Genomic DNA, 23338 nt, shown 5'->3' with positions numbered 1-23338 from the left:
CGTTTCCCCATGACCAGCGTCTTGTGCGTGTGCCACGCATCGGCACGGCGGTCAGGGCCAGGAAAATTTCACGGATCACGAAAGTTTTCCGGCAGCCTCTGCCGCCCACGGCGACCGTGTTCGCGTGTGCGGACCCGTTCGGGCCCGCACACGCGGCTCGTCAGCGCTCGGCTCGTCAGCGCTTGTCTCATCGGGGAGCACGGACAGGGGTCAGGTGGGCGTGCAGGTGACCTCCGGCGCCTCGACGTTGCCATTGGTCCAGCCGATCGCGAACGTCGTCGTCACCGCCGCTCCCGGCATGAGCAGGCCGGTCGAGGCGAAGATCGCCGGGCCTCCCGGCGGAATGCGGCCGTTCGCCGCCAGCACGTAGGTTAGGCCGTTGGGGACCGTGAAGGTGACAATCCACGAGGAGATGGGCAGCGTTCCCGTGTTCCGCACCGTCAGCTCGCCCCAGGGGGGCCTCGCCCACGAGGGGATGAAACGGACGGTCGCCTCGCACGAGCGTGTGCCCGGGGCACTGGGCGACGGCGACGGGCTCGGAGATGGTGAAGGAGACGGCGAGGGACTGGGAGACGGAGAAGGACTGGGAGACGGGGAAGGCGATGGTGAGGGGCTGGGCGTCGGAGAGGGGCACGGTGAGACACTCGGCGACGGGGTCGGGGTCGGGGAAGGGCTTGGGGAAGGGCTCGGAGAGTCCGATGGTGACGGTGACGGGCTGGACGACGCGGACGCGCTCGGCGACGGGGACGCGCTCGGCGACGGGGACGCCGAGGGGCTGGGAGTCGGCGACGGGCTGGGGGACTCCACCGGCGAAGGAGCAGGCGAGGGGCACGGCCCGCCGGCACCGCCGCCACCGCCGGCACCGCCGGACGGCGAGGGCGACGGGGCCCCCGACGGCGAGGGCGACGGTGACAGCGGGGGCCCGCCCGAGGGCGATGGTGACAGCGGGGGCCCGCCCGAGGGCGACGGGCTCGACGGTGGCCACGCGTCGCCGACGGGCGGGATCCGGATGATCCGGTCGTCGCTGGAGACAGGGGTCCCGCCGCTGTCGTAGTTGCTCGTCGTCACCCAGAGCCAGCCGTCCGGGCCGAGGGCCACGGTGCGCAGCCGCCCGAACCATCCCTGCAGCTCGACCACCGGGGTGCCCACGATGCTGCCGCCCGCGACCGGCACCGCCCACAGCCGCGTGCCGCGCAGGGCCGCGGCGAAGAGCATCCCGTTGGCGTACGCGAGGCCGCTGGGCGACGCCTCGGCCGGGTGCCAGGTCACGAGCGGTTCGCGCACGCGCGGGTCGCCGCAGACGCCCTCGCAGACCGGCCAGCCGTAGTTGCCTCCCGGGACGATGGCGTTGAGCTCGTCCCAGGCGTCCGCGCCGAACTCGGTGGCGTACATCCGGCCGCCGGTGTCCCAGGCGAGGCCCTGCACGTTGCGGTGGCCGTAGCTGTAGACGGGCGAGCCGGAGAACGGGTTGTCCGGTGGGATCGAGCCGTCGGGCCTTATACGCAGGATCTTTCCGGCCAGGTTCCCCGAGCTCTGCGCATAGCCGGGGATTCCGGCGTCGCCGGTGGAGACGTACAGCATGCCGTCGGGGCCGAACGCGATCCGCCCGCCGTTGCCGGTCAGGCCGCGGGGAATGCCGGCGAGGACGACCTGCTGTGCGCTGGGGTTGCTCCAGTGGAACCGGACCACGCGGTTGTCGGAGGAGGTGGAGAAGTAGACGTAGACCGTCTGGTCCTGGACGAAGGCAGGGGACAGGGCGATGCCGAGAAGGCCGCCGTCGCCCGCCGGGTACACGTTCGGGATGATGGTCACCAGGGCGGGGGTGGATCCCGGAGACACCCGCCAGATCCGCGCCGTGGTGCGTTCGGTCACGAGGGCGGTGCGGTCCGGCAGGAAGGCCAGGCCCCACGGGGACCGCAGCCCCGTGACGGCGACCTGCGGCCTGGTGAAGTCGAATCCGCCGGTGACCGCGGCGCCCGCGGGGGCAGGCCGGGTCACGACGAGCGCGGCGGCGGCGGTCATGGCGCAGAGGACGGCCGCGAGTGCCGCGGACAGACGCTTGGGCATCACGTGCTCCCGGGGGAGGGGACGGGGTCCGCATGTCGCTCGTCAACCAGCGAAAGCGTTCGCCGCGCCCCTGGCAATCGCCCGGCGTAGGCCCGCGCGCGGACCCACGCGCCGGCCTGCGCGTTCGTCCGCCGCCGGGGCCCGGGCGAGGAAACTTTCAGGCTTCGCGGCGGTTGGTCTGCCAGGCGTCCCCAATTCAGCGGCAAGCCGGTCACAAGTCCCGATGCGTACAAAAGGCGGCGTGAACGACTACGAGATCCGGCGGCCGGCGGCCGCCGACGCGGCGGCCATCCACGAACTGGTCGCCGAGCACGACATCGACGTGACCGGGAAGCCCGACCGGACACTCGACGACGTCGCCGACACCCTCGGCGAGCTCGACCTGGAGCACGACAGCTGGGTGGTCCGTTCGGGCGGGCGGCTCCTCGGCTGGGGTCACGCGCGGCGCAAGGGCACGAGCGACAACGTGGACGTCGAGGTGCAGGCGCGCGAGCCCGGCGCGGCCGCCCTGGTGTGGGACCTGGTGCTCGGGCGGGCCGGCGACCTCGCCCGCGAGGCCGGGCACGACCACGCCGTCGTGGACGTCAGCGTCTACGAGCAGGACACGGCCATGCGCGAGATGGCCAAGGAGCGCGGCTTCGCGCCCGCGACGGGCTTCCTGCGGATGCGCGCCGACCATGCGGGTGTGCGGCCCCTGTTCCTGCCGGGGGTCACGGTCGAGACCGGCTCGCCCGACGACGAGGGGGTGCTGCGCGCCGCGCACGCCGTCCAGCAGGAGGGCTTCGCCGAGCACTTCGGCTTCGTGCCGAAGGCGTTCGAGGAATGGGCCGACGAGATGGAGGCGTCCAGCGCGAACGACTGGACGCAGCTCTTGCTGGCCCGGGTCCACGGCGAGCCGGCGGCCATGCTGCTCGGCACGAACCACTTCGTGTCCGACGAGAACTGCGGCTACGTCCGCACTCTGGCGGTGCGGCCCGCCTTCCGCGGGCGTGGTCTCGGCCGGCTGCTGCTCACACGTGCCTTCGAGGCCGACGAGCGGCGCGGGCGGGTGGGCACGATCCTGCACGTCGACGGTGGCAACACCACTCCCGCGCTCGGCCTCTATCGGTCGGCCGGCATGCGCCCGGTGCTCGTCATCGACGTCTGGCGGGCCCTTGTCCGTCCCGGATCTTGAGACCATGTTGCTCACAACTATGAGAGGCCTAGTGTGAAATAGGGAGGAATCGGATAGCGAGGAGAGTTGATGCTGCACGAGAGGCTCGAGGGCGTCTATGACAACGTCCTGCGCCGAAACCCCGGTGAGACCGAGTTCCATCAGGCGGTGCGCGAGGTGCTGGAGAGCATCGGCCCGGTGCTCGGCAAGCACCCCGAGTATGCGGAGCAGAAGATCATCGAGCGGATCTTCGAGCCGGAGCGCCAGATCATCTTCCGGGTGCCCTGGGAGGACGATCGGGGCGAGGTGCACATCAACCGCGGCTTCCGGGTCGAGTTCAACAGCGCGCTCGGGCCCTACAAGGGCGGCCTGCGCTTCCACCCCTCCGTCTATCTCGGCATCATCAAGTTCCTGGCGGTCGAGCAGATCTTCAAGAACAGCCTGACCGGCCTGCCGATCGGCGCGGGCAAGGGCGGCTCGGACTTCGACCCGAAGGGCCGTTCCGACCGGGAGATCATGCGCTTCTGCCAGAGCTTCATGACCGAGCTCTATCGGCACCTGGGCGAGAACACCGACGTGCCTGCGGGGGACATCGGCGTCGGGGGACGGGAGATCGGCTACCTGTTCGGCCAGTACAAGCGCATCACCAACCGGTACGAGTCGGGCGTGATCACCGGCAAGGGCCTGGCGTACGGCGGCGCCCAGGTGCGCACCGAGGCCACCGGCTACGGCTGCGCGTTCTTCGTGGAGGAGATGCTCAAGGCCCGGGGCACGTCGTTCGACGGCAAGCGGACGGTCGTCTCGGGCGCGGGCAACGTCGCCGTCTACGCCATCGAGAAGGTGAGCGAGCTGGGCGGCGTCGTCGTGGCCTGCTCCGACTCCTCCGGCTATGTGGTGGACGAGAAGGGCATCGACCTCGACCTCCTCAAGCAGGTCAAGGAGGTCGAGCGGCGCCGCCTCAGCGCGTACGCCGAGCGCCGCGGCGGCGAGGCGGCGTACGTCGCCGGGCGCAGCGTGTGGGAGGTGCCCTGCGAGGTGGCGCTGCCGTCGGCGACGCAGAACGAGATCACCCGCAAGGACGCCGAGACGCTCGTGCGGGGCGGATGCGTCGCGGTCGGCGAGGGCGCCAACATGCCGACCACGCCCGAGGGCATCCGGGTGTTCCAGGAGGCCGGGGTGGCCTTCGGCCCCGGCAAGGCCGCCAATGCGGGCGGCGTGGCCACCAGCGCCCTTGAGATGCAGCAGAACGCCAGCCGCGACTCGTGGACGTTCGAGTTCTCCGAGCGGCGGCTCCAGGAGATCATGGGCGACATCCACGCCCGCTGCCTGGAGACCGCCGACGCGTACGGCATGCCGGGCGACTACGTGGCCGGTGCGAACATCGACGGCTTCCGGAGGGTCGCGGACGCGATGCTCGCCCTCGGCCTCATCTGAATCTGAGCTTTGGATGTGTCCGCCGGGTGGTCATCCCCGGTCGCGGTGCAGGAGGGGCAGCGCGCACCCGCCCGCGGCCAGGCAGACCGCGGCCAGCCACAGCGAGGTCACCGTGGCGGCGTGCGCCGACGGGGCGAGGCTGAGGAACAGCGTGCCGAAGACGGCCACGCCGACGACCTGGCCGAGCTGGAGCATCATCGCCATCAGGCCGCTGGCGTCGGCCGCGTCGGCGGGCGCGACCCGGGCCAGTGCCACCGCCATGAGCGGGCTGAACGCGCCCGCCATGCCGGCCCCGATGGCCGCGAAGCCGATCTCCAGCAGCGGCTCGCCGTGGCCGCCGCCGGACAGCGCCGCCGCCAGGGCCAGCTCGCCCGCGGCGGCGGCGACGGCGGACGCGACGATCACCGGCCGGTGCAGGCGGGCCGGCAGCCGCTTCCAGTTGAGGCTGGTCAGCGCGAAGGCGCCGGCGGCGGGGATGAACAGGCAGCCCGACCGCAGGGCGCTGTCGCCGAGACCGCCCTGGAGGTGGAGGGCCATGGCGAACAGCCAGCCGCCGTAGGCCGCCATCACGAGGAAGATGCCGGACGCGGCGGCGGCCACCCCGGGGGCGCGCAGCAGGCGGCCGGGGACGAGCGGATGCGCCGCGCGCCGCTCCACGACCAGGAACGCGCAGAACGCGAGAACCGACAGGCTCATCGCGATCCACCCCCACAGCGGCCAGTGCTCCTCGTGCCCGAGCACGAGCGGCACGACCAGCAGGCAGACGGCGAGCGACAGGGTGACCAGGCCGGGCACGTCGAGGCCCTGCTCCCGCCGCACGTGCGCGGCGGGCAGCGTCCGGGCGCCGACGGCGAGCAGCGCGAGCCCGATCGGCACGTTGACGAGGAAGACCGGCCGCCAGGCCGTGCCGAACAGGTCCGCGGTCACCAGCAGCCCGCCGAGCACCTGCCCGACGACCGCGCCGGTCGAGATGACCGTGGCGTAGACGCCGAGCGCCCGCCCCCGTGAGGCGCCGTCGAAGGTGACCTGGATCAGGCTGAGCACCTGGGGCACCATCAGGGCGGCTCCCGCGCCCTGCACGAGCCGGAAGGCGATCAGCACGCCGGTCGACGGGGCGAGCCCGCACATCAGCGACGCCGCCGTGAACACGGCGAGCCCGGTGAGGAACAGCCGCCGATAGCCGATCAGGCCTCCGAGGCGCGCCCCGGTGATCAGCAGCATGGCGTACACCACGGTGTATCCGGAGATGACGAGTTGCAGCCCGGAGCCGGTCGCCCCGAGGTCGGTGCGCATCGTGGGCGCGGCGACGTTGACGATGCTGACGTCGAGGACGGCCATGAACTGCCCCGCCAGGATGACGCCGAGCAGCAGGGCGGGCGATGTTCGCCGCGCGGCCGGCGCGCGGGTGGTCACAGTTGTCATGGCGGCAACGATGCCGCCGCCGCGATACCGGTAACGAGAGCCTGCGGATACTGGTACTGACACCACCTGGCAACGCGGTCGCCCGCCCGCGAGGATGGGGAAGGTGACGACGGGGATGCGCACCAGGAACAGCAGGCGTGAGGAGCTCGCGGCCTTCCTGCGGAGCAGGCGCGAGCGGATCAGGCCCGAGGACGTCGGACTGCCGCCCGGCCTGCGCCGCCGTACGCCGGGCCTGCGGCGGGAGGAGGTCGCCCAGCTCGCGGGCGTGGGCGTGACCTGGTACACGTGGCTGGAGCAGGGCCGCCCCATCAACGCGTCCGTGCAGGTGCTCGACGCCGTCGCCCGCACCCTGCGGCTCGACGCGGCGGAACGGGAGCATCTCTACCGGCTGGCGGACCTGCCGGAGATCGCCGATCCGGCGGGCGACGGGGAGGGCCTCGACGCCGAGGTGCACACGATCCTGCGTCAGCTCGACCCGCTGCCCGCGTGCGTCTACAACGGACGTTACGACCTGCTCGCCTGGAACGCCGCGTACGGCACGCTCTTCGCGTCGGTGGCCGAGCAGCCGCGGCTCGAACGCAACGTCCTGTGGCGGGTGTTCACCCTGCCCGCCTGCTGCTGCCCGCTGGTGAACAAGGACGAGGAGCTCCCGCAGATGGTCGCCACGCTGCGGGCCGCGTTCGGCCGCCACCTGGGAGATCTGGCCTGGACGGGTTTCGTCGCCCGGCTGTCGGCGGCCAGCCCGGAGTTCGCCCGGATGTGGGCGATGCACGAGGTGGCCAGGCCGGGCGTCCGGGTGAAGATGTTCAAACACTCGTCGGTGGGCCTGATCCGCCTCACGTCCACGAGCATGGCGCTGGCGGCGCCGCCGGAGACCCGCGTCGTGGTCTACACGCCGATGGACGAGCAGAGCAGGCAGCGGATCGACTGGCTGGCGGCCCACCCGGAGGTCGCCCACTGCGCGCTGCATGGGACGCCCGCCCGCGGGTGAAGCCGCCGCCTGCGAGCCAGGCAGGGGGTGATGCGGTAGCGTCCGGAGGGTGGCGAGGATCTTCACGGTCGACGAGGCCAGGTCGCTGATGCCGGCGGTGCTGGAGCACGCCCGCGCGTTCGTCGCCGTACGCGCCGATCTGGCCGAGCTCACCCACGACCTGCGGCACGCGGGCACCTCACCCCTCGGCGGCCTGCCGGAGGCCAAGGGCCTGGAGGCGCGGATGGACGAGATCCTGACCTGGTTCGACGCCGAGGGCATCGAGATCAAGGGCGTCGCCCCGCTGCTCGTCGACTTCCCCGCCGTGCTCGGTGAGGTGTCCGTACGGCTGTGCTGGCTGGAGGGGGAGATCGCCCTCGGCTGGTATCACCGCAGCGACCTCGGCTTCCCCGGCCGCCGCCCGCTTCCCTGACCTCGCCGCCGCTCCGGTCGCGACGAAGGCCGGTGCCCGGATCAGTCTTCTCCTGCGCCTCTGAAAGCATGCCGGGTCTTGCGCCCTCGTTATCCATGCGAATAATTTTATCCGCATGGATAACAAACTGGGCTGGCCCGCCGTGCGGACGCTCTTCGTCGCCGTCCTCGTCATCTCGATCGCGACACTCGGCGTGGCCGCCGTCATCGGCGGCGACTGGGTGGTCTGGCTCCGCGGAGCGGCCGTGGCCGCGGCGTCCGTCTGGCTCGTCGCCCTGACGGGTCAGGCCGCGCGTGGCAAGAGAACCGCGTACGTACGCATCCGCTACGTCAGCATCGCCGCGCCCATCGGCATCGTGCTCATCCTGCTCGCGCCCGACAGCGGCTATCCGGTGTGGATGAAGGCGGAGCAGGGCGTGGTCGGCGTCCTGGTCGCCGCCGTCGCACTGATCGTCAACCGGCGTACGGTGCGCGAGGCGTATCCGAAGGATGGCAAGCTGAGGTGACATGAGAAGCCCTGGGACCCGTCAGGCGGCCACCGAGGCGCGCAGAGCTCAGATCGCCTCGGCCGCGATCGCCGTGCTCGCCGAGCGCGGCTACGCGGAGACCACGTTCGAGGCCATCTGCGAGCACGCCGGGCTCAGCAGCAAGAGACTGATCACCTACCACTTCTCCAGCAAGGACCGGCTGTTCGAGGCCGTCGTCCAGCAGGTCGTCGCCGACGCCGCGGCCTTCATGCGGCCGGCGATACAGGCCGCGCACGGAGCCCGTGCTCAACTGGAGGCGTTCATCAGGTCGAACCTCGCCTTCGTCGCCCGCAACCCCGGGCACGTGCGCGCGGTGCAGCAGATCGCCTTCAACAAGGCCCCTGTCGGAGTCGGGGAGAGGGATGCCGCGATCGCCAGGCTCGTGGCCCTGTTCGAGGACGGGCAGCGTACGGGGGCCTTCCGGAGCTTCGACTGCACGGTGATGGGAGCGGCGCTGCGCGCGTCCATCGACGCGATGGCCGAACGGGTCGTCGAGGGCGCCGATCCCGGCGTCTGCGCGGACGAGCTCGCCGAGCTGTTCGACCGTGCGACCCGCGCCGAGGAGTCCGCCGGCGCGGGCGACGGGGGTTAGTCCGACAGGTCGTCGAAGCCGTCGAAACCGCCGAAGGCGGCGCCGTACCGCACGCACACCATGCGGGCCACGGACTCGTGCGCGCCGAGGGGCTCAGCGCACCCGGCGCCGATCGAGTCGGCGGCCGCCGTGATCCGGTCGAGGTCGGTCTCGGGACCGATGACGTACGGCACCATGGCGAGCCGGTTGGCGCCGATGTTGCGCAGGCGCTCGGCGGCGTCGCGCACGCTCGGCTGGCCGTCCAGCGCGGCGGGGACGACGGGCAGCGTCAGGCGGGCGGCCAGCAGGACGGCCGTCGCGTCCGCGCCGCGGGCGGCCTCGTCGCCTCCGGCGGTCGCGACGATGATCCCGTCGACCGGCGAGGAGACGTTGAACAGGCGCATCCGGTCGGCGCGGGCCAGGCCCGCCTCGGCCAGGCGCACGTGCAGGGCCTCGGCCAGCAGCGGATGTGGGCCGAGCGGCTCGGTGATCCGCACCGCGGCCTCGCTCTGCGTCACGGCGTCCCGTACGGCGCGCAGCACGCGCGGATGGGGCCCGGTGACGAGCGGGACGACCACCGCGGCCGGTCCGTCCGCCGGTCGCTGGGCGGCGATGGACGCGAACTCCTTGGTGAGGTCGGCGCCGCCGTCGGCCAGCGAGACGATACGAAGGTCGATCTGCGGGTTGTCGATCCTGACGATGGAGGCGACCTCCATGGCCACGTCACCGCCCGGGCCCACCGGATCGCCGGCCTTGCCCGGCACCGCCAGGACCAGGGCAGGCGCGTCAGGCGGCAGGTCGGCGGGGAGGGGCCGTCTGTGGCGGCCGCCCCCAAACCGCGGAGAGCGCTCTCTGGTGGGGAGCTTCGGCGGGTCCTCGTGACCTTCGTTCACATCGGCGGATTCTAGGGCGAATCTGGTCGAAGAGCCGAACCAACGCGCGGCTTGTTGCGGCTTGGTGATCTAGACGGTTTACACGTTCGTTACTTGACGCTCTCCAGAGGACCCGGTTTGATATGGACTCATCCGGCCGTAAACGTTTACAGATCGCTGTGCATTACCGGCCAGTAAACGATTACAGGACATTCTCCCAAGTGAGGTTCCGTTGACCGAGGGTCCCACGATCACCACGATCGCGCAACGCGCCGGTGTGTCGATCGCCTCGGTGTCACGTGTGCTTAACGGGCTGCCCACGCGCGAGGACACCGTGCGGCGCGTCATGCGCGCGGCCGACGAACTCGGCTACGTGCCCAACTCGGTCGCCCGCTCGCTCCGCAACCGCCGCACCGACCAGATCGCCTTCGCGATGGCCGACATCGGCAACCCGGTCTACGTGGCGATGGTGCGCGAGATCCAGCCGCTGCTGAAGGCGGCCGGCTACCGGCTCCTGATCCACTCCACCGACGGCGAGACCGACGACGAGCTCGACGTGCTGCGCGGCCTGCGCGAGCGCTACGTCGACGGCCTCATCATCAGCCCGCTGCGCGGCGTCACCCAGGAGCACGTCGAGGCCATCGTCGCCGCGCGCGCCCCCGTCGTCGTCATCGGCGCGCTGCCGGACGACATGCCGGAGGGCGCGCTGGTCGACAACGTGCGCACCGACTCCAGGACCGGTGTGCGGCTCGCGCTCGACCACCTGCACACCATCGGCAGGCGGCGCATCGGCTTCCTCAACGGCCCGCTCGACACCGTTCCCGGCGCCGCCCGCGCCGCCGCCTACCGGGAGGCGCTGGAGGCGCTCGGCCTGCCGTACGACGAGGACCTCGTCGAGGTGGGCGACTTCTACCGCGACAGCGGGGCGCGCGCCGCGCGGGCGCTGCTGTCGCGCGTGCCCGGCGTGGACGCGCTGATGTGCGCCAACGACCTCATCGCGCTCGGCGCGCTCGACGTGCTGCGCGAGCAGGGCAGGGACGTCCCCGGCGACGTGGCGGTGGTCGGCATGGACGACACCGACCTCGCCTCGGTGACCTGGCCGACGCTGACCAGCGTCTCGCTCGGGTCGGCCGAGCGCGGCCGGGCGGCGGCCGGGCTGCTGCTCGACCGGCTGCAGAACGGCCCGCGCGGGCCGCGGGTGGCGGTCGTGCGGCCGAGCCTCACCATCCGGGGCTCCACCACTGTTTCGCAGGCGTCGCCGGGAGGTGCCCGATGACCGCGGTCGCCGAGCGGCCGTACGGCCGCACCGGAGGCGGGCCACGACGTGGGCTCCTGTCGGGGAACGGGCTCACACTGCTGCTCCCCGCGCTCGTGCCGGTGCTGCTGTTCAGCGTGGGCCCGCTGGTCTACGGCATCCTGCTGGCCTTCACCGACGCGCGGTCCGGCCGCAACACCGTGACCTCGTTCGTGGGCCTGGAGAACTTCGCCGAGCTGCTGTCGGACGGCGACTTCTGGGAGTCGTTCCGGATCGGCATGGTCTGGGGCGTGTCGGTGACCGTGCTGCAGTTCCTCGCCTCGCTGGGGCTCGCGCTGCTGCTGAACCAGGACCTCCGCCTGCGCGGCGTCGCCCGGGTGCTGGCGGTCGTGCCGTGGGCGATGCCGCCCGTGGTGGTCGGCCTGATGTGGCGGCTCGTCTACCACCCGGACGCGGGCCTGCTCAACGGCCTGTTCGGCTCGAACGTCGACTGGCTGCACGACTTCTCCCTCGCGCTGCCCGCCGTCATCGTCGTGGGGGTCTGGACCGGCATGCCGCAGACCACGGTCGTGCTGCTCGCCGGCCTGCAGAACGTGCCCAGAGAGCTCTACGAGGCGGTCAGCGTCGACGGCGCGGGCACCTGGCGGCGGTTCTGGAACGTCACGCTGCCGCAGCTGCGGCCCGTGATCGTGGCCATCACCTCACTCGACTTCGTGTGGAACATCAACCAGTTCAGCCTGGTCTACGTGCTCACCCAGGGCGGGCCGGGCGGGCGGACGAGGCTGCCCATGCTGTTCGCGTACGAGGAGGCGTTCCGATACGGCTTCTTCGGCTACGCCGCGACGCTCGGCGTGGCGATCACGATCGTCGTGCTGGCCGTGCTCGGCCTGTACCTGTGGCGGCAGGCACGGGAGGGAGCCTGACATGACCCGCGCGCTGAAGTATCTCGCCCTGCTGGGATATGTCGCCTTCCTGTCGTTCCCGCTGCTGTGGCTGCTGTCCACGGCGCTGAAGACGCCGCAGGAGATGGCCGCCCTCGATCCCACGTGGATCCCGCGCCGGCCCACGCTGGCCAACTTCGCCGACGCCTTCGCGGAGCAGGACCTGGTCGGCGCGGGGCTGCGCAGCCTCGTCGTCGCCGTCGCCACCGCGCTGATCACGGTGGCGCTCGCGCTGCCCGCGGCGTACGCGCTGGCCCGCTTCCGCGGCGTGGCCGGCAAGATCGCGATCGGCTGGGTGCTGGTCAGCCAGGTCTTCCCGGTCGTTCTGATCATCATCCCGCTGTTCATGGTGCTGCGGCGGCTGGAGCTGGTGAACACCCTCGCCGGGCTCACGGTCGTGCACGTCACGTTCGTCATGCCGTTCGCGCTGTGGATGCTGCGCGGATACGTGCGGGCGGTGCCGCGCGAGCTGGAGGAGGCCGCGTCGGTGGACGGCGCGGGGCGGCTGCGCGCGCTGGCCGCCGTCGTCGCGCCGCTGCTGGCCCCCGGTGTCGTCGCGACGCTGTTGTTCAGCTTCATCTCGTCCTGGAACGAGTTCATGTTCGCCCTCGTGATCCTCAAGGATCCCGAGGTGGAAACCCTTCCGCTGACGCTGGTGCGCTTCGTCGGCCCGGAAGGTGTCGCCCGGCTCGGCCCTCTGGCGGCGGCGTCGCTGCTCGCGACCGTGCCGAGCCTCGTCTTCTTCGCGATCATCCAGCGGCGCCTGCGGTCCGGCCTGATGGCCGGGGCCGTCAAGGGCTGATCCGCATGGCGACCCTTATAAGGAGGTCTCAATGAAGAGATTGGGTGCCGCGCTGGCCGTGGCGGCGGTCGCGCTCGCGGCGGCCGCGTGCGGAAGCGGCGGCGACGGCGGGGACGGCGGCGGTGCCGCGTCCGGGGAGCCGGTGAAGCTGCGCTTCCTCAGCCTGGCCTGGCAGAAGGAGTCGATCGAAGCCAACAAGGAGATCGTCGCCGACTGGAACAAGGCCAACCCGAACATCCAGGTCGAGTACGTCCAGGGGAGCTGGGACAACGTCAACGACCAGCTCGTGACGTCGTTCGAGGCCGGCGACCCGCCGGACGTCATCCACGACGACTCCCCGGCGCTGTCGAGCTTCGCCTCGCGGGGCTTCCTGCTCGACCTCACCGGCAAGATCCCCGCCGAGCTGCAGAGCGACATCCCGCAGGCCGCGTGGGACACGGTCACCTTCTCCGACGGCAAGAGCGGCCAGGGCGTGTACGGCGTGCCGTTCCTGCAGGAGTCGCAGGTGCTCATCGCCAACAAGAAGCTGCTCGACGACGCCGGTGTGCGCATCCCCACCCCGGACTCGCCGTGGACGTGGGACGAGTTCGCCGACGTGTCGAAGAAGCTCACCAAGAAGGGCACGTACGGCGTGGCCTGGCCGATGAAGTCGCCGGTCAACAAGGTGCTCAACCTGGCGCTCAACTTCGGCGGCACGTTCTTCGACACCCAGGACGGCAAGACCACGGTGAAGGTCGGGCCGCAGGAGCGCGAGGTGCTCCAGCGCATCCACGACCAGCTCTACACCGACAAGTCGGCCGACCCGTCGGCGCTGGGCATGGGCACCGCCGACCCGCTGCCGGGCTTCTTCGCCGGCAAGTACGCCATCGTCCCGGCCGGGGTTTACCTGCGCCAGCAGGTCGCCGAGCAGGCACCGGACGGGTTCCAGTGGGTCACGCTGCCGCCGCTTAAGGGTCAGACCTCCCAGCAGGGCGCGGTCTCGCAGACGCTGTCGGTCGCGGCCGACAGCAAGCACCCCGACGAGGCGGTGAAGTTCATCGCGTACTTCCTCAACGGCCCGAACCAGGCGAAGCTGGCCAAGGGCGACTGGCTGCTGCCCACCAGCACGAGCGCCGCGAAGATCTCGGCGCTCACCACGGAGGAGAACGGGTGGGACGTCGCCACCGCCTCGGCCAAGGACCTCGTCGTCGCGCCGTTCCTCAAGGTGAACGGGTTCGACGAGTGGAAGAGCAAGGTGGCCACGCCGGCGATGCAGGAGTACTTCGCCGACAAGATCAGCCTCGACGAGCTGGCCAAGCGGCTCGTCGAGGAGGGGAACAAGGTGCTGGAGCGGTACAGCCGTTGACCTCCGTACGTGACCGCGCCCGGGGTTGTCTGCTCGGCCTCGCCGCCGGCGACGCCCTGGGCGCCCCCGCGGAGAACCTCTCTCCGGAACAGATCGCCGCGCGGTGGGGCGTGCTCACCGAGATCGAGCGCGGCGGCACCGACGACACCGAATACACGATCTTCGCCGCCACCGTGCTCCTGCGCCACGGTCACGCGCTCACCTCAGCGGACGTGGCGCGGGCCTGGCGCGAGGAGATCGTCGCGCGGCTCGACGGGCCGATGCGCGGCGCCGGGTTCTCCGAGCTCGGCACGGTCGAGGCCCTGCGCCGCGGCCTTGAGCCGCCGCTGACCGGCCGGTGGCACGCCCACGGCTGGTCCGACGGCCTGGCCATGCGGGCCGCGCCGTACGGGATCTTCGCGGCGGGCGACCCGGACGAGGCGGCGCGGCTGGCGGAGACCGACGGGCGGGGGAGCCACACCGGCGAGGGGATCCTCGGCGGCCGGGCGGTGGCCGCGGCGGTCGCGGTCGCGATGACCGGCGCCCTGCCCGAGGAGGTGGCCGGGGCGGCGCTGCGGGCGGTGCCGGAGGACTCCTGGACGGCACGCAGCCTGCGCGCCGCGCTCGACGTCGCCGCCCGCACGCCCCGCCCCCTCCTGGCCCGCACGCTCCACGACACGGTCGTGGTCAAGCACTACCCGTGGACCGACCTGGCGCCCGAGGCGGTCGCCCTCGCGTTCGCCGCCTACGTGGCGGGCGGCGGGGAGATCGAGGCGTCGGTCGTCACGGCCGCCAACCTCGGCAGGGACGCCGACACCACCGCCGCCGTCGCAGGCGCTCTCTCCGGGGCGGGCCGCGGTGAGGCGGCGGTGCCCGCCCGCTGGGCCGAGCGCATCGGCCCGGTGGCGGGCCGCTGCCTGCCCGTGGTCGCCGGGCGGGACATCCGCGACGTCGCCGACGAGATCGTGAAAGGAATGTAGGACCACATGCCATCGGGGGACAGGCGGGACGGGCCGCCCAGGCTCGACCGCGTGCGGGGGGCCGTCATCGGCCTCGCCGCCGGCGACGCGGCCGGATGGCCGGCCGCCCGGCACCGGTCCGCGCTGCTGGCCGGCTGGAGCAGGCGGCTGCACCGGGAGCTCGACGCGTTCGCCGAGGAACACCAGGTCACCACGCTGCCGGTGCCGTTCGCGCTGAACCAGCCGGTGGCGCCGCTGGCGGCGGGCCCGTCGGACGACGCCGAGTGGCTGGCCTGGACGGCCCTGACCATCCGGGAGGACCGGGCCGAGGCGTTCGGCCGCCTGGCGGGCCGCGACGACGTCCGGGCGCGCATCTCCGTGTGGGCGGCGCTCGACAACCTCGCGGCGGGCAAGTGCCCGCCCGCCAGCGGCCACGACAACCCCCACCACTTCGACGACGCCGCCGCCGTGCGGGCCGTCGCCTTCGGCGCGGCCGGGCTCGATCCGCTGGAGGACGCGCGCGTCACCAACGCGGAGGACGGCGTGCTCGGCGCGGTCGCGATGGCCCGCGCGGTCGCGGCGCTGACGGACGGCGCCCCGATGGGCGAGGCGGTGGAGGCGGCGCTCGGCGCGCTGCCGCCGGACACGGCGATCGGGCACGCGGCGCGCGAGGCCCTCGCGGCGGCGCGGGCGGCGGGCTCGCCCTTCGCCGCGGTGCCGGCGCTGGACGCCGCCGTGCTCGACCACGTCTACAGCTACGGCGTCGCCGCCGCGCAGACCGTGCCGGTCGCGCTGGCCCTCGCCGACGTCGCCTCCTGCGGGCCGCCGCAGGAGGCGTTCGGCGCGGGCGTCTCGGCGGCGGCCTGCCTCGCCCCGGTCGCCGACTCCGCGCCCGCGCTCACCGGCGCGCTGCTCGGCTGCGCCGCGGGGCACGACGCGCTGCCCGCCGCCTGGCGCGAGCGGGCCCGCGTCCTGGCCGGCTGCTGCCTGCCGGAGCTCGCGGGAACCGACCTGCTGGACATCGCCGGGCGGCTCGCATGACGCCCGGCCACATCACGCGTACGGACAAGGGGGAAGACCGGATGACGCCGCAGGAGGACCTGCCGGATGACGACCTGCTGACCGATCGCGCCGTGGGGTGTGTGGCGGGCGCCGCGGTGGGCGACGCGCTCGGCGGAGCCACCGAGGGGTGGACGCCCGAGCAGATCCAGGAGCGCTACGGAGGCCGGGTGCGCGGCGTCGTCCCCCCCTTCAACGAGGACTGGCGCAACGCCCGCCCCATCGCGCCCTATCACAAGGGGGACGGCCACGTCACCGACGACACGTTGATGACGCACGCCCTCATCCGGGTGTACGAGCGGGTCGGCGGTCACCTGGACGCCTACGCCGCCGCCGAGCACCTGGTGCCCGAGATGATGGGGGAGAAGCGGTGGATCCCCGAGCTGGAGGCCGAGGCGCTGCCGCTCCACCGGGTGTTCCTCGCCGAGAAGTGGCTCGTGCTGCGGCTGCACTACGGCCACGCCGACCCCCGCGAGGCCGGGGTCGGCAACATCGTCAACTGCGGCGCGGCGATGTACATGGCGCCGGTCGGCGTCGTCAACGCGGGCGACCCCGACGGCGCGTACGCCGAGGCGATCGACCTGGCCGGGGCGCACCAGTCGAGCTACGGCCGTGAGGCGGCGGGCGTGCTGGCGGCGGCGGTCGCCGAGGCGATGCGACCGGGCGCGACGCCCGACTCGGTCGTCGCGACCTGCCTGCGGCTCGCCCGCGACGGCACCCGGGCCGCCATCGACGCGGTCTGCTCGGCCGCCCGGGGCCTCGGCCACTGGGAGGGCTCCTTCGAGGCCCTGCGCGCGGCGATCCGCCCGTACGACACGGTGGCCGACACCTACCGCGACCAGGGCCTCGGGGCGCGGCGGCCGAGCCGGCTGCACAGCATCGAGGAACTGCCGCTCGCGCTCGCGTTCCTGGTGATGGCCAAGGGCGACTACCGCGAGACGGTGCTCGGCGGCGTCAACTACGGCCGCGACGCCGACTCCATCGCCTCGATGGGCGGGGCCGTCGCCGGGGCGCTCGGCGGGCGGGCCGCCGTCCCCGCCGACTGGCTGGAGCAGGTGGCGACGGCCAGCCGTACGGACCTGGTCGGGCCGGGGCGGGCGATCGCGGCCGTCGCGCGGCGGGGGCACCGGGCCGACCGGGAGCGCCGCCGCGCGCACGAGGCCGCCTTCGACGCCCTGCTCGCGCCGCGGGGAGACGCGCGATGATCCGGCTGACGTGGGTGCAGCCGGAGGACCTCGTGGGCCACGAGCTGAGGCAGGCGGACGAGGACGGCCGGGGAACGCTCCCGGAGGTGGCGGCCGTGCGCGAGCGCTGGCACGCCGCCGGCGGGCACGACGCGCCGCCGAGGGCGGGGGCCTCCGCCGAGCCCGCCCCCGAGGCGCTGCGCGCCCTGGCCGGGGAGCTGCTCGACACGCCCGCGGCGATCCCCTCGCCGCTGCCCGAGCCCTCGGAGCTCGGAGAGATCGTCGCGAGCTGCCCGGACTGGCCCGCCTCCGGCACGCGGACGCGCCCCGAGCCCGGGCGGGTTCTGGGCGCCTGGTGGGGGAGGGCGGCCGGCTGCCTGCTGGGCAAGCCGGTGGAGAAGATCCCCCGCGAGGGGATCAGGGCCATCGCCGAGGCGACCGGCAACTGGCCGATCCGCGGCTGGTTCACCGCGAAGGGGCTGCCGCCGGAGATCGCGGAGCGGTGGCCGTGGAACCGCCGCAGCGCGGCCACCAGCCTCGCCGAGAACATCGACGGCGTGCCCGAGGACGACGACCTCAACTACGCGCTGCTCGCGCTCACCGTGCTGGAACGGCACGGACGGGACTTCACGACCGAGGACGTCGCGAAGACCTGGCTCGACGCGCTGCCCGCCGGGCGGGTCTTCACCGCCGAGCGGGCGGCCTACCGCAACCTGCTCGCGGGTCTCGAAGTCCCCGCGACCGCCGTCCACCGCAACCCGTTCCGCGAGTGGATCGGCGCGTTGATCAGGGCCGACGTGTACGGCTGGGCCAACCCGGGCGATCCGGCGACGGCCGCGGCGCAGGCGTGGCGGGACGCCCGGCTCAGCCACACGGCCAACGGGATCTACGGCGCGATGTTCGCCGCCGCCATGTGCGCGCAGGCGCTCGTGGCCGCCGGAATGGACGAGGTGATCGAGGCCGGGCTCTCGGTCGTGCCGCCCGGCTCGCGCCTGGCCGGGGCCGTACGGCAGGCCGTCGCGGACGCCGCGGCCGAGCCGGACTTCGAGCGGGTCGTCGACCGGCTCTACGCGCGGCACGGCGACCTCCACTGGGTCCACACTGTTAACAACGCGGCGCTGCTGGCGGCGGCGCTCGTTCATGGCGCAGTGCACGGTGCGGGCGACTTCGGCGCGACCGTCGGCGCGGCCGTGGCCGGAGGCTGGGACACCGACTCGGCCGCCGCCACCGCCGGATCGATCGCCGGGGCGCTGGCGGGCGGCGTCCCCGAGCGGTGGATCACCAGGGACCGGCTGGCCAGCAGCCTGCCCGGCTTCGACGGCGTCTCGATCGAGTCGCTCGCCGCCCGCACGCTCGCGCTCTGTGAGGGGGAACGACGATGATCTCGGTGTTCGGCAGCGCCAACATGGACCTGGTGGCGTACGTCGCCCAGGCCCCCAAGCCGGGTGAGACCGTCACGGGCCGGGAGTTCCGCACGATTCCCGGCGGCAAGGGAGCCAACCAGGCGATCGCCGCGGCCCGCGCGGGCGCCGACGTGGCCTTCTTCGGAGCCGTGGGGGACGACGCGTTCGGGCCGGGGCTGCGGGCCGCGCTCGCCGAGGCGGGCGTGGACACCACCGGGCTGCGGGTCGTGCCCGGCCCGTCGGGCGTCGCCCACATCGTCGTGCAGGACGGCGGCGACAACTCGATCATCGTGGTGCCCGGCGCGAACGGCGCGGTCACCGGGCCGGACGGGCGGGACGCGGAGGTCATCGCCCGGTCCGACGCGCTGCTTCTGCAACTGGAGCTGCCGATGGACGCCGTGGTCGCCGCGGCCCACGTGCCCGGCGCGGAGGTGATCCTGACCCCGGCCCCGGCCGTGCCGCTGCCCGCCGAGCTGCTGGAGGCCGTCGACCTCATCGTGCCCAACGAGCACGAGGCGGCGGCCCTCACCGGCCGCGACGACCCCGGCGACGCGCTGGAGGCGCTGCTCGGCCTCGTCCCCGAGGCCGTCGTCACCCTGGGCGCCCGGGGCGCCCTGTACGGCTCGCGCGAGGGCGTCCGCCTGCACGAGCCCGCCGTACCGGTGCGGGCGGTGGACACGACGGCGGCGGGCGACACCTTCGCGGCGGCGCTGGCCGTCGCCAGGACCGAGGGGGCCGATCCGGCGCGGGCGCTGCGCTTCGCCTCGGCCGCCGCGGCGCTGTCGGTGCAGCGGGGGGGCGCCAGCACCTCCATGCCCCACCGCCACGAGATCGACCACCTGATGGAGGAGGGACTGTGACCGGGCCGCTCGACGGCGTGCGCGTCATCGACGCCGCGACGCTGTTCGCCGGGCCGACCGCCGCGATGCTGCTCGGCGACTACGGCGCGGACGTCATCAAGATCGAGCACCCGCGCAGGCCGGACCCGTCGCGCGGGCACGGCCCCGGGGGGCTGTGGTGGAAGATGCTCGGCCGCAACAAGCGGACGATGACCCTCGACCTGTCCACCACTGAGGGGCAGGACCTGCTGGTCCGGCTCGTCGAGGACGCCGACGTGCTCATCGAGAACTTCCGCCCCGGCACGCTGGAGCGCTGGAACCTGTCCTGGGACCGGCTCAGCAAGGCCAACCCCGATCTGGTGCTCGCCAGGGTCACCGGCTTCGGCCAGTTCGGCCCGTACGCCAGACGGCCCGGCTTCGGCACCCTCGCCGAGGCGATGAGCGGGTTCGCCGCGATGACGGGGGAACCGGACGGGCCGCCCACGCTGCCGCCGTTCGGGCTCGCGGACGGCATCTGCGCGCTGGCCACCGCGTTCGCCGTGATGACTGCCCTGCGGTCGGGGCGCGGGCAGGTCGTCGACCTGTCGATCATCGAGCCGATCCTGACCGTGCTCGGCGCCCAGCCCACCATCTACGACCGGCTCGGCGTCGTGCCCCCGCGCACCGGCAACCGCTCGGTCAACAACGCCCCGCGCAACACCTACCGCTGCCGCGACGGCTCGTGGGTCGCGGTCTCGACCTCGGCGCAGAGCATCGCGGAACGCGTGATGCGCCTGGTCGGCCGGCCCGACCTGGTGGACGAGCCGTGGTTCGCCACCGGCGCGGGCCGGGTGGCGCACGTCGGCGAGCTCGACGCGGCCGTCGCGGCCTGGGTCGGCGAGCGGACCCGGGAGGAGGTGCTGCGGGCGTTCGAGGAGGCCGAGGCCGCCGTGGCGCCCATCTACGACGTGCGCGACGTGCTGGCCGACCCGCAGCTGACCGCGCTCGACGCGGTGACGACCGTGGAGGACCCCGAGCTGGGCCCGCTGCGGATGCAGAACGTGATGTTCCGGCTGTCGGAGACACCGGGACACATCCGGTGGACCGGCCGCCCGCACGGCGCCGACACCGATGAGATCCTGCGCGGCCTCGGCCTGACCGATGCGCAGATCGAGGCACTGCGGGCCAAGGGAGTGGTGTGATGGACGCTCCTGGTGTCCCGGCCGCGCCCCTGACATGGTTGTACGTGCCCGCCGACCGCCCCGACCGGATCGGCAAGGCCCTGGGCGGCGAGGCCGACATGGTGATCGTCGACCTGGAGGACGCGGTCGCCCCCGAGAACAAGGACGCCGCCCGCGCCGGGGTCGCCGCCCTGCTGGCCACGCCGCGGCCGCGCGTGGAGATCCGGGTCAACGACGTCCGCACACCGTACGGCCAGGCCGACCTGCACGCGCTCGGAACGCTGCTGCGCGGCAGCGGCGGCCTGCGCGTCCCCAAGGTGGAGTCGGCCGACGAGGTCCGCCGGATCGCCGACGCGGTGCCGGGCGTGCCGCTGCGGCTGATCATCGAGTCGGCCCTCGGGCTGGAGCGCGCCTTCGAGATCGCCACCGCCTCACCGGCCGTCGCCGGGATCGGCCTCGGCGAGGCCGATCTGCGCGCCGACCTCGGTGTGACCGACGAGGCGGGCCTGGCCTGGGCGCGGTCCCGCATCGTGGTCGCGGCCCGCGCGGCGGGGCTGCCGGCCCCGGCCCAGTCCGTTTATGCGAACGTCCGCGACCTCGACGGCCTGGCCGCGTCCTGCGCCTCGGGCCGGGCCATGGGATTTCGCGGCAGGGCGGCCATCCACCCCGTCCAGCTTCCGGTGATCGCGGCGGCCTACCACCCGACGGAGGAGGAGATCGCGGCCGCCCTGGAGGTCGTCTCCGCCGCCGACCAGGGCGCGGTGGCCCTCGCCGACGGCCGCTTCGTGGACGAGGCCGTCGTCCGGCAGGCCCGCCGCGTCCTCGCCGACGCCGGCGGGCACTGAGACTCGTGCCGAATCGGCCGGGGCCGGGCGGAGTCACGGCGCTCCGCCCGGCCCCGGGGTCGGTCGGCTCAGGTCACGGGCAGTTGCCGATGTCGCTCTCGGCGGAGGCCAGGACCACGTTGGTCTTGGCCAGGCCGAGGGCGTTGACGGTGACGTGAACCGCGTTGACGGTCAGGCCCTTGTCGGGCGTGGTGAACGGGATCTGCTCGTTGAGGACCAGCTTCACCACGCCGACGTTGATCGTGGTGTTGGGCGCGATGTTCGTCGGCGCCGAGATGACCACCGTGTTGCCGACCTTGAGGGAGGCGATCGTGGTGGTCCCGCTCGATCCGGAGCAGGTGGTGGTGGAGCTGGACTTGATGGCCCCGATGGTGATCACGGGGATGCCGGTGATCCCGATGGAGGTGTCGTCGATGGAGGCGGTGGCCTCCGACTTGCCGGGGAACTCGGTGGTGACGACCTTGGCGCACAGGGCGTGCGCGCTGATCAGCCCGCTGAGGGTGGCGGTGCAGGGGACCGAGGTGCTGCCGGACGACGTGGTGGAGACGGGGCCGGTGTCCGGGGTGCGTGCGATGTTGACCAGTTGCAGGCCGGCCAGGGAGGCGCCGGCGGTCAGGCCGTAGGCCCGTCCGGTCAGCCGCTGCGGCGTGACCTTGACCTCCTCGTCGCTGCACGGCGAGGTGACGGAGTTGTTGTTGGCGTCGCCGCTGTAGGTGGCGGTCCACCGGTAGGTGCCGGCCGCGCCGATGGTCACGTCGCCGGACGCGGCGGTGCCGCTGCCGGACAGGTCGCCGGTGCGGGTGGCGATCGGCGTCTTGCAGTCGGTGTCGCCGGGCGCGTACAGCTGGAATTCGACGGTGCCGGTGGGGTGGAACCCGCCGGAGACCGTGGCGGTGTCGGAGACGGCGCCGCCGGCCGGGACCGACCCCGACGGCGTGGTGGCGATGCCCGGGGTGGCCTTGACGACCTCGACCTCCTCACCGCATTCGGAGGTGACCGGGGTGTTGGCGTCGTCGCCGCTGTAGGAGGCCACCCACCGGTAGGTGCCCACGCCGCCCGCCGGGATGTCGCCGGACGTCGCCGTGCCGCTGTCCGACACCGATCCGGTGCGGGTGGCGATGGGCGTCTCGCACTCGGTGTCGCCGGGTCCGAACAGCTCGAACTTGACGGTGCCCGTCGGGTGGTGGCCGCCGGACAGGGTCGCGGTGTCCGAGACGTTTCCGCCCGCGGGCGTCTCGCCCGACGGCGTCGTGGTGATCTTCGGGGTCGCCTTCGGGACGTGCTCGGTGATCGTTTCGGTGAACCCGGGCGACAGGACGTCGTTGACCAGGAAGTCCACCTTGCAGGTGAGGGTGCTTCCCGGCGCGGCTCCGTCGCCGACGGTGACCTTCTCGGAGAACGCGGCATCCTCGCCGCTGGTCACCGTACGGCTGTCCGGGGTCAGGGAGACCGACAGGTTCGGGTCGCAGTCGCGCAGCTTGTGGGTGACCGTGACCGGCAGGTTGTGCAGGGCCGACAGGATGGTGTCGCTGACCTCCGAGGGGTTGAGGCCGGAGAAGAGCTGTCCGTCGGTGGCGTCGGTGATCGCGGCCGCCTGCCCGCTCGAGTTCAGCCCGGCCAGGTCGAAGGCGAGCACGGTGATGTCGGCCGCTTTCAGGGCGCTGATCGCGTCGGCCAGCGAGTGGCCGCCGCTGGGGTCGTGGCTGGGGGCGTCTCCGATCAGCAACACGATCCGGGTGCTGTCCGGCCGGAAGGAGAGCGCTCCCGTGGCGACCTAGTACAGGGCGTTGATGCCGTCTTCGGGGAAGTCGCCTCCGCCCGACGCGGACAGCGAATTGATGCCGGCGGTGACATCGGCCGGGTCGCCGGTGAGATTCTGCGCCACCCGAAATGGAGTCGAGTCCGCCGCGTCCTTGTATTCGGCGACCGCGAACTGGGCGTCCGGCTGTGCCGAGGCGACATTGAACGTTTTTCATCCGCCGGGCGGCTAAGCCGGTCACAGCATGATCGCGATGCTCGGGTTTTCCTCATGATGTGGCGAAGCTCCTGGTAGACGGGTTGATCACCACAACCATCACCGTCATCGCCAGGAGCTTCGGGTGCTGTTCTATCGTGCTGC

Annotated in this window: 21 protein-coding genes; 17 read left to right on the top strand and 4 right to left on the bottom strand. The window is 72.9% G+C overall.

What is annotated here, in order from left to right; translation table 11 throughout:
* Positions 1-210: 210 nt before the first annotated feature.
* Positions 211-2067, bottom strand: coding sequence for a PQQ-dependent sugar dehydrogenase (locus FLV34_RS42945; protein WP_261986031.1), 1857 nt, complete (start codon positions 2065-2067; stop codon positions 211-213).
* 241 nt (positions 2068-2308) lie between these two features.
* Between FLV34_RS42945 and FLV34_RS35935 the strand changes: the two genes are divergently transcribed.
* Both FLV34_RS35935 and gdhA read left to right on the top strand, forming a co-directional pair.
* Positions 2309-3241: a GNAT family N-acetyltransferase gene (locus FLV34_RS35935; protein ID WP_261986030.1), complete on the top strand. Its 933-nt coding sequence runs from the start codon at positions 2309-2311 to the stop codon at positions 3239-3241.
* A 69-nt stretch (positions 3242-3310) separates the two neighbouring features.
* Positions 3311-4654 carry an NADP-specific glutamate dehydrogenase gene (gene gdhA, locus FLV34_RS35930; protein WP_147945229.1) on the top strand — a complete coding sequence of 448 codons (1344 nt, stop codon included), beginning with the start codon at positions 3311-3313 and terminating at the stop codon, positions 4652-4654.
* A 30-nt stretch (positions 4655-4684) separates the two neighbouring features.
* On the opposite strand, the gene FLV34_RS35925 is transcribed toward gdhA, so the two are convergent.
* Positions 4685-6076, bottom strand: a complete 1392-nt coding sequence (locus FLV34_RS35925; protein WP_261986029.1) for an MFS transporter — start codon at positions 6074-6076, stop codon at positions 4685-4687.
* Between the two features lie 103 nt (positions 6077-6179).
* Here FLV34_RS35925 and FLV34_RS35920 point away from each other — a divergent pair, with 103 nt between their 5' ends.
* From FLV34_RS35920 to FLV34_RS35905, 4 genes are all read left to right on the top strand, one after another.
* Positions 6180-7067 carry a helix-turn-helix transcriptional regulator gene (locus tag FLV34_RS35920; protein ID WP_261986028.1) on the top strand — a complete coding sequence of 296 codons (888 nt, stop codon included), beginning with the start codon at positions 6180-6182 and terminating at the stop codon, positions 7065-7067.
* 49 nt (positions 7068-7116) lie between these two features.
* Positions 7117-7479: a DUF2203 domain-containing protein gene (locus FLV34_RS35915; protein ID WP_142645276.1), complete on the top strand. Its 363-nt coding sequence runs from the start codon at positions 7117-7119 to the stop codon at positions 7477-7479.
* A gap of 115 nt (positions 7480-7594) precedes the next feature.
* Positions 7595-7984 (top strand): hypothetical protein, encoded by a 390-nt coding sequence (locus FLV34_RS35910; RefSeq protein WP_142645275.1) that lies wholly within the window; start codon positions 7595-7597, stop codon positions 7982-7984.
* 1 nt (position 7985) lies between these two features.
* On the top strand, positions 7986-8597 hold the full coding sequence (locus FLV34_RS35905) for a TetR family transcriptional regulator (RefSeq protein WP_142645274.1): 612 nt from the start codon (positions 7986-7988) through the stop codon (positions 8595-8597).
* Here the strand turns inward: FLV34_RS35905 and FLV34_RS35900 are convergent.
* A complete protein-coding gene (locus FLV34_RS35900; protein ID WP_185948906.1) occupies positions 8594-9469 on the bottom strand; it encodes a sirohydrochlorin chelatase in 876 nt (291 codons plus the stop codon). The genes FLV34_RS35905 and FLV34_RS35900 overlap by 4 nt on opposite strands.
* Before the next feature lie 211 nt (positions 9470-9680).
* Here FLV34_RS35900 and FLV34_RS35895 point away from each other — a divergent pair, with 211 nt between their 5' ends.
* From FLV34_RS35895 to FLV34_RS35845, 11 genes are read left to right on the top strand one after another with little or no spacing between them, the layout of a single operon-like run.
* Positions 9681-10724 (top strand): LacI family DNA-binding transcriptional regulator, encoded by a 1044-nt coding sequence (locus tag FLV34_RS35895; RefSeq protein ID WP_142645273.1) that lies wholly within the window; start codon positions 9681-9683, stop codon positions 10722-10724.
* A complete protein-coding gene (locus FLV34_RS35890) occupies positions 10721-11626 on the top strand; it encodes a carbohydrate ABC transporter permease (RefSeq protein WP_147945227.1) in 906 nt (301 codons plus the stop codon). Before FLV34_RS35895 ends, FLV34_RS35890 begins: the two co-directional genes overlap by 4 nt.
* A gap of 1 nt (position 11627) precedes the next feature.
* Complete coding sequence (locus FLV34_RS35885; RefSeq protein WP_142645271.1) at positions 11628-12446, top strand: carbohydrate ABC transporter permease; 819 nt, start codon at positions 11628-11630, stop codon at positions 12444-12446.
* Positions 12447-12477: 31 nt separating this feature from the next.
* On the top strand, positions 12478-13791 hold the full coding sequence (locus tag FLV34_RS35880; protein ID WP_142645270.1) for a sugar ABC transporter substrate-binding protein: 1314 nt from the start codon (positions 12478-12480) through the stop codon (positions 13789-13791).
* Positions 13788-14750, top strand: a complete 963-nt coding sequence (locus tag FLV34_RS35875) for an ADP-ribosylglycohydrolase family protein (protein WP_147945226.1) — start codon at positions 13788-13790, stop codon at positions 14748-14750. The genes FLV34_RS35880 and FLV34_RS35875 overlap by 4 nt, the downstream gene beginning before the upstream one ends.
* A 6-nt stretch (positions 14751-14756) precedes the next feature.
* Entirely contained in the window at positions 14757-15770 is a 1014-nt protein-coding gene (locus FLV34_RS35870) for an ADP-ribosylglycohydrolase family protein (RefSeq protein WP_142645268.1), read from the top strand.
* Positions 15767-16993, top strand: a complete 1227-nt coding sequence (locus FLV34_RS35865; RefSeq protein ID WP_261986027.1) for an ADP-ribosylglycohydrolase family protein — start codon at positions 15767-15769, stop codon at positions 16991-16993. Before FLV34_RS35870 ends, FLV34_RS35865 begins: the two co-directional genes overlap by 4 nt.
* On the top strand, positions 16990-18354 hold the full coding sequence (locus tag FLV34_RS35860) for an ADP-ribosylglycohydrolase family protein (RefSeq protein ID WP_147945225.1): 1365 nt from the start codon (positions 16990-16992) through the stop codon (positions 18352-18354). Before FLV34_RS35865 ends, FLV34_RS35860 begins: the two co-directional genes overlap by 4 nt.
* Positions 18351-19235 carry a ribokinase gene (locus FLV34_RS35855; RefSeq protein ID WP_147945224.1) on the top strand — a complete coding sequence of 295 codons (885 nt, stop codon included), beginning with the start codon at positions 18351-18353 and terminating at the stop codon, positions 19233-19235. Before FLV34_RS35860 ends, FLV34_RS35855 begins: the two co-directional genes overlap by 4 nt.
* Positions 19232-20395, top strand: coding sequence for a CaiB/BaiF CoA-transferase family protein (locus tag FLV34_RS35850; RefSeq protein WP_147945223.1), 1164 nt, complete (start codon positions 19232-19234; stop codon positions 20393-20395). Before FLV34_RS35855 ends, FLV34_RS35850 begins: the two co-directional genes overlap by 4 nt.
* Entirely contained in the window at positions 20395-21219 is an 825-nt protein-coding gene (locus FLV34_RS35845; RefSeq protein WP_142645264.1) for a CoA ester lyase, read from the top strand. Before FLV34_RS35850 ends, FLV34_RS35845 begins: the two co-directional genes overlap by 1 nt.
* Positions 21220-21292: 73 nt before the next feature.
* Here FLV34_RS35845 and FLV34_RS35840 read toward each other — a convergent pair whose 3' ends face one another.
* Complete coding sequence (locus FLV34_RS35840) at positions 21293-22948, bottom strand: Ig-like domain-containing protein (RefSeq protein ID WP_147945222.1); 1656 nt, start codon at positions 22946-22948, stop codon at positions 21293-21295.
* Positions 22949-23338 lie beyond the last annotated feature (390 nt).

It is taken from the genome of Microbispora sp. CSR-4, from assembly GCF_008033685.1.
In the GTDB taxonomy this organism is placed as follows: domain Bacteria; phylum Actinomycetota; class Actinomycetes; order Streptosporangiales; family Streptosporangiaceae; genus Microbispora.
The sequence above is the reverse complement of the archived record's forward strand: the minus strand, read 5'-3'. Positions and strand labels throughout refer to the sequence as shown.